The following is a 12589-nucleotide window of genomic DNA, read 5'->3' as shown; positions in this document are numbered from 1 at the left end:
AACTTAAAATATCACAATTTATGATTACTTTTATCATCTTCACTAATTCTACTCCCTACCGCACCTTGTTGATTTTTATATTTTGCATCCTGACGGCGATTATAGGGGCGCTCAGCTGAACCGGATAAAACTTCAAAACTTAATGCACCAATAACCATACCCGGCCGTAGTGCCAATGGTAGCTTACCTGAATTATAAAACTCTAGCACAATCTGACCGCACCAACCGGGATCAATACGGTGCGCAGTAACATGCACCATTAATCCCAAGCGAGCAAGAGAAGAACGGCCATCAAGCCAACCAACAGCATTATCAGGCAAAGTGACTGATTCTAAAGTGACCGCCAATGCTAATTCACCTGGATGCAAAAAAAACGCATCATCATGGCTTAAGGTAATTTCATCACTCATCACCCGATCTAATGCAGCATTAACTTCATTTTGGGGCCCACTAAGATCAATATAAGGTGCAGTATAGCCCTGAAATATTCGAAATTTATTGCCTAAACAAACATCAACGGTTACCCCATTGATCCGTTCGATTGATGGGCGTGGTTCAATAACCAATTTCTTTTCATCAAGCCATTTAACTATATCACGGTCACAAAGTCGCATTTTTCCATCTCCTTGCGAGAATGCCTAATCTATTTATAGATAATTATTGGCAGAACTCCCCTATTTTAGCTTTTAGAATATCAATCGCCACTCGATTTTTTCCGCCACGAGGAACAATAATATCTACATATTGTTTCGATGGCTCAATAAATTGAAGAAACATTGGACGAACAGTTTTAGTATATTGTTCAATAACAGAATCTAATGTTCTTCCTCGTTCATTGACATCCCGTTTAATTCTTCTTACTAAGCAAATATCCAGTGGCGTATCAACATAAATGGCAAAATCCATATTACTACGTAAGCGCTTATCGGTTAATAATAAAATACATTCAATAATAATCACTTTTTTAGGCTGAAAAAAAATGGTCTCTCGCTTACGTGTATGCTGAGTATAATCATATTGTGGCAGATCAATACCTTTTCCTGCCTTCAACAATTGAAGATGATGAAAAAGCAAATCATGATCCATTAAGTTGGGATGGTCGTAATTTACTTTCACTCGTTCTTCCATCGGCATGTCATGTTGATCTCGATAGTAACAATCCTCAGTAATCACACCAATATTGTGGTTACCCACTTGAGTACGTAATTCATGATAAAGCGTTTTCGCAATAAGACTTTTACCCGATGCTGAAGCACCTGATATACCGACAATAGCGCACTTATGTGCTGGATCAGCCATTTTAAATAACCTGAGTTTAAATAATAGAAATTAATATAATTAAATATTATGAGCGCCGGAATTATAAGGGGTTATTGTAGTATCTGCCAGCATTTAAAATTAGGTCTGGCTAATTTTCATAACAAGACCTAATAATAATTATCACTACATATTTATTTTCAATCAATAAGCTATGGAGTTAATCAGTTTAAATAGCTCGGAAAGCAATTTCAGTGGGAATTTTTTCTCCTGCCCAATACATCTGAGCAGAAATTGTCGATGCTATTTCTCGATAAATATCAGCGAACTCACCATCAGGATCGCGCATTACTGTCGGTTGGCCTTGATCTAAATCCTCACGCAGAGAAATATGTAATGGGATCTTACCTAACAGCTTGCACTGGTATTTTTCAGCCAATATTTCTGCTCCACCTGAACCAAAAATAGGATCTACGTGACCACAATTACTACAAATATGTAGACTCATATTTTCAACAATACCCAATACCTGCACTTTTACTTTGTCAAACATCGCGATGCCTTTCATAGCATCAAGCAAAGCAATATCTTGTGGTGTGGTAACGACAATCGCCGCGGTAACGGGTATATTCTGTGCTAAGGTTAATTGAATATCACCAGTTCCAGGTGGCATATCAATCACTAAATAATCTAAATCTGGCCATTCGGTATCCTGTAACATTTGCATCAAAGCCTTGCTAGCCATTGGACCACGCCATATCATCGCATTATCATCATTAATCAAATAACCAATTGAATTAGTCGCTAGCCCATAATAAGCCATTATAGGTACCATATGATGCCCATCAGGTGATGTGGGCCGCTGATTTTTAGTTGCCAACATAGTCGGAATAGAGGGACCATAAATATCAGCATCCAGAATACCTGCCTTCGCTCCTTCTTGCGCTAATGCCAACGCCAAATTCACTGTCGTGGTTGATTTGCCAACCCCTCCTTTACCTGAACTGACAGCGATAATATTACGCACTCCATTAATACCAGGCAAATTATTCGCTCTACGTAATGTATTGATATTATGACGTAATTCCCACTCTACTGTTTGCGCGCCAGTTATTTTTCGTAATTGCGGTGTCAGCTGCTCAATTAATAACTTAAAAGGTGTTTTCCAGGCAAAGGGCATGACTAATTCAATATGTAAAACATCATCGAGTAATACACAATGACATAATGCCTTTAATGTACTCAGATTACTTTGCAGTGTCGGATGAGAAAATGTGTCTAAAACTTCAGCGACTTGCTGAGTTAACTTTTTTGCTTTTGTTTGTTTGAAGGATCCTGAATTCATCGCAGCTCCTTTATTTAGTATTAAATTATCAACAATTAATCACTACATCATACCAGAGAACAATTTAATTAAGATAAATAGATAATAAAAACGACACTTATCAAGCAAAATTACGATAAAATAATGACACGAGTTTCGCACAGGCGTATAAAATACTAGAAATGGCTTAAAATCGATGATTAATCTTCAAGTTACTAAAACACATAAATTTTATTAAATTACAATAAGTTGCTTTTGATTTATAAGATTCTGTCTATTTATATATTATGCTGGATTAAACTTAAAGATAGAGCGTTTATTTATTGGTGCGAAACTCGTGAATGATTGATTATTCATGTTCAGGCCTAGCCGGAAAAAACGCAATCAGTTAACATCAAATTATTGTTCAATTTTTATGGGAATTAGATCCTTACTATGTCTCAAGTCGCGAAAAAACTTTTGGTAACCTGTGCGTTACCTTATGCTAACGGTTCAATACACCTTGGCCATATGTTAGAGCATATTCAGGCCGATATTTGGGTTCGTTATAAACGAATGCGCGGCAAGCAGGTTTACTTTATTTGTGCCGATGATGCCCATGGCACTCCAATTATGCTAAAAGCTCAGCAATTAGGTATAACGCCTGAGGAGATGATTAGTAAAGTAAATCAGGAACATCAACACGATCTTGCTGACTTTGCCATTAGTTATGATAATTACCATTCAACTCATAGTGTAGAAAATAAAACATTATCTGAACAAATTTATTTAACACTAAAAAAGAGTGGCTATATCAAAAACAAAACTATCTCGCAACTTTATGATCCTAAGCAAGGTATGTTTCTACCCGATCGCTTTGTTAAAGGGGGTTGCCCAAAATGCCAAGCCGCTGATCAATACGGTGATAATTGTGAGGTCTGTGGAGCAACTTATAACCCAACAGAACTTATCAATCCCCACTCGGTGATTTCTGGTGCAACGCCTGAAATGCGTGAAACAGAACATTTTTTCTTTGATTTACCCGCATTTAGTCATATGCTGCAAACTTGGACACGCTCAGGGGCTTTGCAACCACAAGTGGCAAATAAAATGCAAGAGTGGTTTGAGGCGGGTTTACAGCAATGGGATATTACTCGTGATGCCCCCTACTTCGGTTTTGAAATCCCTAATGAGCATGGCAAATATTTTTACGTCTGGTTAGACGCTCCTATTGGTTATATGGGGACATTTAAAAATCTATGTGACAAACAACCCAATATTGATTTCGATAGTTATTGGCACAAAGATTCTACTGCCGATCTTTATCACTTTATCGGTAAAGACATTGTCTACTTCCATAGCCTATTTTGGCCAGCAATATTAGAAGGTAGTGGTTATCGTAAGCCTACCAATATCTTTGTTCACGGTTATATCACTGTAAATGGCGCAAAAATGTCCAAATCACGGGGTACATTTATTACCGCGCGCGCCTATTTAGATCAGCTGGATGCTGATTGTTTACGTTACTATTATGCCGCTAAGCTTTCTTCCCGCATTGATGATATTGACCTTAACTTAGAAGACTTTGTCCAACGGGTAAATAGCGACATCGTGAATAAAGTCGTCAACCTCGCGGCTCGCAATGTTGGATTCATCAATAAACGCTTTGATGGTAAGTTATCATCGCAACTTGCAGCTCCTGAGCTTTACCAGCAATTTATTGCCGCAGCAGACAAAATTGGTCAACAATTTTGTCATCGTGAATACAATAAGGCGATTCGTGAAATTATGTTACTTGCCGATCTAGCCAATCGTTATATCGATGAGCAAGCACCCTGGGTAGTTGCTAAGCAGGAAGGTCGCGAACAAGATTTACATGATATCTGTTCGATGGGTATCAATTTATTTCGCGTGCTAATAACTTATTTAAAACCTATATTACCGGGACTCACCAACCGGGCAGAAACTTTTTTAAATATTTCACTAAACTGGGATGATATTAGCGACCCTTTGCTAAATCATGAAATTACGCCATTTAAAACCTTATTCCAGCGAATCGAAATGAACAATGTAACCGCTATGTTAGCGGCATCTAGCGAAAATATAACGGCGCAAACAATGACTAATCAACAAGATTGCGAAAATTCTTTCCAAGATGTCATCAGTTTTGATGACTTCAACAAAGTCGACTTACGAGTTGCTTTGATTAAGCAAGCTGATTTCGTCGAAGGCTCCGATAAGCTGCTAAAACTCCAATTAGATTTAGGTGATAGCAGCCGACAAGTTTTTTCTGGTATTCGCGCGGCTTATCCTGATCCAAAAGTACTTGAAGGGCGCTTAACGATCATGGTCGCTAATTTAGCACCACGAAAAATGCGTTTTGGCGTTTCAGAAGGGATGGTATTAACCGCCGGTCCTGGTAACAAAGATATCTTTCTATTAACTCCAGATGCTGGCGCCAAGCCCGGTATGCAAGTAAAATAGATTCACAATAAAAAGCATTAAATTAAAATGGCGACAATTAATTGCATTTTCGCCATTTTTAATCCCAGTGACTACACCAGCCTAGCACATTAAGTGGGCTAATTGTATTATCAGTATGTTTTGTTATAGGACTGGTATGATGTTGTTTTGCAAAAATATCTTTTATATTAGTTGGCAATATTTACGCGCTTTTTTACTCATTTATCTCTGCCTAATAATAGGAAACCTAATATCAAATTTACTGCCTTTTTCTCTGCCAGGAAGTATAATTGGCATGCTGGTGTTGTTTAGCTTATTAACCGTCCAAATCATACCTGTCCACTGGATACAACCTGGCTGTCATTTGCTACTCAAAAATATGACATTGCTATTTATTCCAATCGGGGTAGGCATAATGAATTATTATGATATGCTTAGCCAACAAATTATCCCTATTTTACTCTCCTGCATTATTAGTACCTTAATTATTATGATTATTGTTGCTTATAGCTCACACTGTATTCATCGTGACCCTAATATAAATACCTCGGATGCTGGTAAGCAGCAGCAGAAAAAACAAATTAGGCAAAAAATAGGCCAAATAACGAGTAACAACAATGTTAAATCATATCTGGTGGTCACTACCTTTTACCATTATCGTTTTCTTATTAGCGAGAAAATTATCCCAAAAATACCGATTAACTATTTTAAATCCGCTATTAATTTCAATCACTATCATTATTGCTACTTTACTAATAACACATACTTCATATAGCCATTATTTCTCTGGTAGCCGTATTCTCAATGATTTGTTACAGCCGGCAGTTATCGCCTTGGCTTTGCCATTATACGAGCAATTACATCAAATTCGTGCCCAATGGAAATCCATTATTAGTGTTTGTTTTATTGGGAGTCTGATTGCTATGGTCACAGGAACCGCTATTGCGTTATGGACAGGCGCGAGCGTCGAAATGGCTGCTTCAATATTACCAAAATCTGTTACAACACCGATTGCGATGGCGGTTTCACAAGGGATTGGCGGCATACCAGCCATCAGTGCAGCTTGTGTGATTTTAGTTGGCATTTTTGGTGCTATGTTTGGGCATTTACTGTTTAATTTTTTGCGGATAAAAAACCTTATTGCTCGAGGATTAGCGATGGGAGCAGCCTCACATGCAGTAGGTACTGCGCGTAGCGCCGAGATAAACTACATTGAAGGTGCCTATAGTTCTCTCGCATTAATGACGTGTGGCATAATCACCTCATTAATTGCCCCTTTCATTTTTCCTTTAATAATCGATTTATTACATTAAATGATTAGCTATAAAAAATGAATCAACAACATAGTAATCACTTTCTGTCTATTTTATGTAGAAAAATTAATCTCACTGGCGGGCGGTAACTTTAATTTTTAGGTTATTTTGGCTGAATAAATTTAAATCAAATCTAGCCAGTTACCACAGTAGCATTGAACAATGTGTTAAAGCAACTAATTGGAGGTAATTTCAGCTAGTCTGAATATCGTATTTACAAACTTGCTGCCTTCTGACTATTATAAGTCTTATCTAGCAATAAGCTGTTGAATTAATCAGGAGCCGCGCATGATAATAAGTAAAATAGCCCTTATTAAGCTGACTTTCTCTATCCTGTAATCTATAGGCATAAATGATGAGGAAATTCATTATTTATAGCTTACTTACCATTATAGTAACAGCAATCGTTGCTACTCTAGCATTCGATCGTTGGATTAGTTGGAAAACTGCTGACTATATCTATGATGATGTAAAAAAATTACCACCTCGCAGCGTTGGTATGATTTTAGGTACGTCAAAATATTATTCTGCTGGTTTACCTAATGAGTACTATAAGTATCGAATTCAAGGTGCCCTTAACGCTTATAATAGCGGTAAAATAAAATACTTACTGGTTAGCGGTGATAATGCCCATTACAATTATAATGAACCTATCTCCATGCGTAGAGATCTGATCTCAGCTGGTATCCCAGCGGCAAAAATTGTGTTAGATTTTGCAGGCTTCAGAACATTGGATTCGGTTGTCCGAACTCACCAAGTGTTTGCCACTAACAATTTTACTATTATTACCCAACGTTTCCATTGTGAAAGAGCATTATTTATCGCTATGAAAAAAGGGATTGATGCACAGTGCTATGCAGTTTCCTCACCCAAAAAAATCATTAAAGTTCGTTTACGCGAGGTTTTTGCCCGTATTAATGCCCTAATTGATCTCTATATATTAAAAAGTGGACCCCGCTTTTTGGGACAACAGGAATCTATTCCCGCAGCGATAAAAATGCCTGATGGTATCAACGGATATCCTGCCGTTTTACCTGAAGAGCTGAAATAATTTCAGCTAGCAAGTAGCGAATTTATTGGTTAAATAACGCCATAACCCTCTATTGGCCCTTGCTTAAAATATTTCAACCAGCTGATGGCAAATATAATATTAATGAACCAAATCAGCGGCAGAAAGCTAAGTAATGCTAAACGGCCAAATTGAGCAAAAAAACCAAACCGATAAAAAATAGTGGTACAGATCAGCGTCTGTAATAAGTAGCTAGTTAAAGCCATACGGCCAACTGATTGCAGCCATTTAATAATGAAGATATTTTTTATTTGTGGCCAAAAACCATAAATAATAGCAATATAGCCAATAACTTGAACCGGAATAATAATCTGATTAATAATAAAACCTAATAACCCAGTTACAATATAACTCCAGTCATAGTAATACTGGATGGCAATAGAACAGAGTTGAATAAAAATAGTTAATGGGATTGTCCAATAAGCAACATAGCGATAATGAAACAAAGAAAAATTTCCCGTTAACCAGCCAATTCTCAATAATGCTGCGCCAGCCATCATTAATGCCAATAACTGCCAACCATAATCGATCACTAACATAATTAATCTTTGTGCTACCGATTCAGCCCGATATAAGAACGCTTTCCATCCGCCCGCTATTTTAATGTTGATCTCATTAGTAAAATCATTTTCTGCTGGATACCAAAATGATGAAACATCGGTAAAATAACTAAAACTGCCAAAAATAATTAAGCCGGATAAATAAATAACAATAGATTTATAATAGAGCTGCCTAGTGTTATTAAAATGAATAAATTTTATTGCCAATAGCCCCGTCAAAGCATAAGGCAATAGAATATCCCCATCCCATAACCCAATGCCATGCAGCAGACCAATAATAGCCAATACAAACAGACGAATTTGATTCCAATATAAACCCTGCTTAGACAAAAATTCAAAACTTGCACCAAATAACAAACTAAAAATTGCCAGAAATTTTCCCTGCACAAAGATATTCAAAAATACCCAGCACCAAATATCCCCGGCTGTTGTGCTAGCAATATAAACTGGATTCACATAAGCTAATTCAGGTAGCGCAAAAGCAAAAATATTAACCAGCAAAATTGCAAAAATAGCGCTTGCACGCAGCAGATCAATTTGTTCAATCCGCTGCCGTCTGGCTTTAATAACAAACATTAATTAGCGGTAACGCAGGCGAGAAATATTGCGTAAAAACTCCTGACGGGTATTGTGACTTGATTTAAATAAACCACCTAGCGAGGTTGTCATAGTGCTGCTGCTTACATCACGAACGCCTCTGGCTTTCACACAATAATGAACAGCATCAATTGAAACCGCGACATTACTTGTACCTAATAAAGTTTGTAGCGCAATTAAAATCTGCTGGGTCAAGCGCTCCTGAACTTGTGGCCGTTGAGAAAAAAATTGAACAATACGATTAATTTTAGATAAACCAATCACTTTATCCTTTGGAATATAGGCCACTGTCGCCTTACCATCGATAGTGACAAAATGATGCTCACAAACACTAGTTAACGTAATATCACGAACCGTTACCATTTCGTCGAAATCCATTTTATTTTCGATCAAAGTAATTTTAGGAAAATTATTATAATGGAGGCCTGAGAAAATTTCGTCAACATACATTTTAGCAACGCGCTTAGGTGTTTCCACTAAGCTATCATCTTTAAGATCGAGATTAAGTAAACGCATAATTTCACTCATGTGCCCTTCAATCTGTTGTTTACGCTCATTTGAGGAAAGAGATTGACCGCAAAGAGGGGTTTCAAGACCACTAGCTTCTAGTGCTTTACGAACAAGATGCGCTTCTTGACTGAGCGATGACATGCATTTCTCCAACAATAAAATTCAACATTAATTTAACTAAACATTCAATAAATGGATACCATTATCCCATTACAATAGCCTATCCTAACAAAATATTTTTTATATCGCGCTAATTTTCATATCAGAGTCACTATTTATTCTTTGTTTTTTCTGTTCATTTATATAAAAACATCAATTTATATTACTACAAATAATCGATTTACTGACTATAGCCTCATTTTAAACCCATCGAGTTGCGACTAAATATTTTATCAAAAAAGATGAGCCTGTTAGCTAGGGCCTGTCATCAAATGTCGGGATAAACGTGTATGATATGCCCCATATATGATTATCCACTTCGGCCAAAGAGAAAGAGATGACGCGTCGCTATGCACTTCGAGATGATCAATGGGCTCGGATTGAGACATTCCTTCCTGGACGGAAAGGCCATGTGGGCATGACCGCACGTAACAACCGGTTGTTCGTAGAGGCGGTGATCTACCGTTATCGAACAGGTATTCCTTGGAGAGACCTGCCCGAACGTTTTGGCGACTTTCGTATTGTGCACTTACGTCACTCACGCTGGAGCAAGACTGGCGTATGGGAGCGCATTTTCAACGCCCTGGCGCAGGATGCTGACAACGAGTATGCGATGATTGACTCGACTATAGTGCGGGCCCATCAGCATAGCGCTGGAGCAAAAGGGGGGATACAGACAAACAAGCTATCGGGCGTAGTCGCGGTGGGTTAAGCACCAAAATTCATGTCACAGTCGATGCTCTCGGTAACCCTACAGGCTTTCATCTTACGCCGGGCCAGGCCCACGACCTAGAAGGTGCCGATGTGTTGCTTGAGGATACACAAGGCCAAACGATTATTGCCGATAAAGGCTACGATGCTCAAGAGCGCCTTGTCCAGCCATTGAAAGACAAAGGCAAGGCGGTAGTGATCCCATCTCGCTCGAACCGAAAACAACACCGCACGTATGACAAACACCTCTACAAAGCTCGCCATTTAGTCGAAAACTTCTTTGCTCGACTGAAGCAGTATCGCGCTATTGCTACCCGTTACGATAAAACCGCCATCAACTTTCTTGGCGCTATCCATCTGGCCGCTGCCGTCGTCTGGCTTATTTGATGACAGGCCCTAGCAAAATTGATTGCTTTAATATCACAACACAATAAATAGTGGCCGTCGTTTTTGTATATTTATATTGTTATTTATTGTGGGTGACAGCAAAGAAATTATTTTAACCATAGCGTTCAGATTTTTAATAGCCTATTGTTTAAGCATATAAAGATTAAAAAATGTTCGGTGATGGTTTTCCTGTTATGAAAGACTGGCTGATCGATCATTAAGAACGCAAAATCGATAAGAACGCAAACAATAGGCGAAATTGAATAATTATTTAAAAAAGATCGGCATTATTTAGACTATTTTGTATTTTTGTTAGTATTTCTATCAGATTATTAATTTCTTTTTCAGTTGATCCATAACTGATTTTTTAACATGTTGAATTAACTTATCAGAAATAATGGTTTAATTGATTCCATCCTCTTCCGATAAATATTTCATAATTAATAACTGTTCTGGTGATAAATTAAACGGACTCAGTATCTCTTTTATTTTACATGTTTGTAACAGATCGGTTTGATGAATGAATTTATAAAAAACATTTTGCTTGATGCACGCCTAATATAAAAATAATTTGCTGCGGCAAATTTTAATATTAAGCGTGTAATTTCAGTCAGCTCTATTTTTTATCTAATATTTTATTATTTTTTATAGTAGATAACTTCTTTGTTAATAAGTGAGATTGTTGTCATAATGCACTGAAAATATTTGGCAAAATTATGCCAATATCAGTCAAAACGGTAGTATTATTTGGAGCCAGATATGGAGCATTATCATACCGACCAATTATTATCGCTGAAGGAAGTATTAAATAATATATTTACCCTAATCACCCCAATTGCAGAAAAAGAAATTATCCCACTAACAGAATCAATTAATCGCATTACTGCCAGAGAAATGATATCCCCAATTAATGTCCCTCCATTCGATAATTCAGCCATGGATGGTTATGCAATACGCTTTAATGATTGGCATGACGCCGCCCCATTGGTTGTTGCGGGTACAGCGCTAGCTGGTTCTGCTTTTCGCGATCCGCTGCCAGCCAAGTCTTGTATTCGCATTATGACAGGAGCGCCGATCCCCTCTGGCGTTGATACGATCATCATGCAAGAAAACACCCAGTTAGTTGATAATGCCATTAGTTTCATTCAGCCAATAAAACCAGCTAGTAATATTCGTTTTGCCGGCGAAGATATTCGACAAGGTGATACAGTCTTAACAATAGGCAGCAAACTTTCCGCCACTCAGATATCCCTTGTTGCATCATTGGGGGTCAGCGAGATTGAAGTTTTTCGCCAGTTGAAAGTGGCTATTTTCTCTACTGGCGATGAACTACAAACTATTGGCCAGCCATTGGCTGCCGGTCAAATCTATGATACCAATCGGCTGGCAATACGCTTAATGTTAGAAAAAATGAACTGCCAAGTGATTGATTTAGGGATTATTGCCGATAAGCCTGACAAACTCTATCAAGCGTTTGAACAAGCGGACCAACAAGCCGATCTGGTTATTAGCAGCGGTGGTGTGTCGGTGGGGGAAGTTGATTATACCAAGCAGATCCTTAATGAAATAGGCAGCATCAATTTTTGGCAACTGGCAATCAAACCCGGTAAACCATTTGCCTTTGGTAAACTAAAATCTGCCTGGTTTTGTGGTTTACCCGGTAATGCTGTATCCGCTATAGTCACCTTTTATCAACTGGTACAACCCATTATTAATCACCTTTCCGCTTTTAGCCAATGGCAAAGAACGCCCTATTTAAAAGCGCGCACCACCAGCCTGATAAAAACATCACCAGGACGCCTTGAGTTCCAACGAGGAGTTGCCAGGGTAAATTCTCAAGCCGAATTAGAGGTAACCCCCATGCCACAGCAAGGTTCACACATTTTGAGTTCATTTAACCAAAGTAACTGTTTTATCGTTTTAGAGCAAAAATGTGGCACGGTTAACGCAGGTGAATTAGTTGATATTGAGTATTTTAATCATTTATTAATAACCTGAGTTCGGGATAAGGAATATAAATTTTTTCATTATATATTCAATTACTTAAATTAAAATTATTACATAAAACAGTGCTAAATTTTGGCTTTTTTCATGATTTTAGCAGAGAAAATAGCTTATTTTTTAACCTACAACCAACTAAAAATATTCCTTTTTTTATCATTTTATTGATTTTAAAAGGTTTTTATTGATAAATGAGCTATTTTTATTTTCTCATAACTAACGCTTATCCCGAACTCAGGTTATTAATAAGTGAATAAAT

The 12589-nt window shown here is 37.7% G+C and carries 10 protein-coding genes and 1 pseudogene; 6 read left to right on the top strand and 5 right to left on the bottom strand.

Going from position 1 to position 12589, the window contains the following annotated elements; translation table 11 throughout:
- Positions 1 to 11: 11 nt before the first annotated feature.
- The 3 genes from dcd to apbC form a co-directional block, all read right to left on the bottom strand.
- The gene (dcd, locus tag V3224_RS02830) at positions 12 to 614 is read right to left on the bottom strand and encodes a dCTP deaminase (RefSeq protein WP_334468398.1); all 603 of its coding nucleotides are present in this window, start codon (positions 612 to 614) and stop codon (positions 12 to 14) included.
- A gap of 43 nt (positions 615 to 657) precedes the next feature.
- Positions 658 to 1299 (bottom strand): uridine kinase, encoded by a 642-nt coding sequence (udk, locus tag V3224_RS02825; RefSeq protein WP_334468397.1) that lies wholly within the window; start codon positions 1297 to 1299, stop codon positions 658 to 660.
- 187 nt (positions 1300 to 1486) lie between these two features.
- Positions 1487 to 2602 (bottom strand): iron-sulfur cluster carrier protein ApbC, encoded by a 1116-nt coding sequence (gene apbC, locus V3224_RS02820; RefSeq protein WP_334468396.1) that lies wholly within the window; start codon positions 2600 to 2602, stop codon positions 1487 to 1489.
- 414 nt (positions 2603 to 3016) lie between these two features.
- Between apbC and metG the strand changes: the two genes are divergently transcribed.
- The 4 genes and pseudogenes from metG (at position 3017) to sanA (ending at position 7387) form a co-directional block, all read left to right on the top strand.
- A complete protein-coding gene (gene metG / locus V3224_RS02815) occupies positions 3017 to 5044 on the top strand; it encodes a methionine--tRNA ligase (protein WP_334468394.1) in 2028 nt (675 codons plus the stop codon).
- Between the two features lie 139 nt (positions 5045 to 5183).
- Positions 5184 to 5564, top strand: a pseudogene (locus V3224_RS02810) (CidA/LrgA family protein); the annotation flags it as partial.
- A gap of 76 nt (positions 5565 to 5640) precedes the next feature.
- Positions 5641 to 6336, top strand: a complete 696-nt coding sequence (locus V3224_RS02805; RefSeq protein WP_334468392.1) for a CidB/LrgB family autolysis modulator — start codon at positions 5641 to 5643, stop codon at positions 6334 to 6336.
- Positions 6337 to 6691: 355 nt separating this feature from the next.
- Positions 6692 to 7387, top strand: a complete 696-nt coding sequence (gene sanA / locus V3224_RS02800) for an outer membrane permeability protein SanA (protein ID WP_334468745.1) — start codon at positions 6692 to 6694, stop codon at positions 7385 to 7387.
- 29 nt (positions 7388 to 7416) lie between these two features.
- On the opposite strand, the gene yeiB is transcribed toward sanA, so the two are convergent.
- Together yeiB and folE are read right to left on the bottom strand one after the other, a co-directional pair.
- Entirely contained in the window at positions 7417 to 8541 is a 1125-nt protein-coding gene (yeiB, locus tag V3224_RS02795) for a DUF418 domain-containing protein YeiB (protein ID WP_334468390.1), read from the bottom strand.
- A 3-nt stretch (positions 8542 to 8544) separates the two neighbouring features.
- Positions 8545 to 9213 carry a GTP cyclohydrolase I FolE gene (gene folE, locus V3224_RS02790; protein ID WP_334468388.1) on the bottom strand — a complete coding sequence of 223 codons (669 nt, stop codon included), beginning with the start codon at positions 9211 to 9213 and terminating at the stop codon, positions 8545 to 8547.
- Positions 9214 to 9568: 355 nt separating this feature from the next.
- Between folE and V3224_RS02785 the strand changes: the two genes are divergently transcribed.
- Positions 9569 to 10329 (top strand): IS5 family transposase gene (locus V3224_RS02785; RefSeq protein ID WP_334468159.1). Its coding sequence is split into 2 segments (ribosomal slippage): positions 9569 to 9904 and positions 9907 to 10329, totalling 759 coding nucleotides; the frame shifts between segments, so codons are not numbered across the junction.
- 759 nt (positions 10330 to 11088) lie between these two features.
- Positions 11089 to 12327, top strand: coding sequence for a molybdopterin molybdotransferase MoeA (moeA, locus tag V3224_RS02780; RefSeq protein WP_334468386.1), 1239 nt, complete (start codon positions 11089 to 11091; stop codon positions 12325 to 12327).
- Positions 12328 to 12589 lie beyond the last annotated feature (262 nt).

Origin of the sequence: Arsenophonus sp. PmNCSU2021_1 (assembly GCF_036919435.1) — a bacterium.
Lineage (GTDB): Bacteria > Pseudomonadota > Gammaproteobacteria > Enterobacterales > Enterobacteriaceae > Arsenophonus > Arsenophonus nilaparvatae.
The sequence above is the reverse complement of the archived record's forward strand: the minus strand, read 5'-3'. Positions and strand labels throughout refer to the sequence as shown.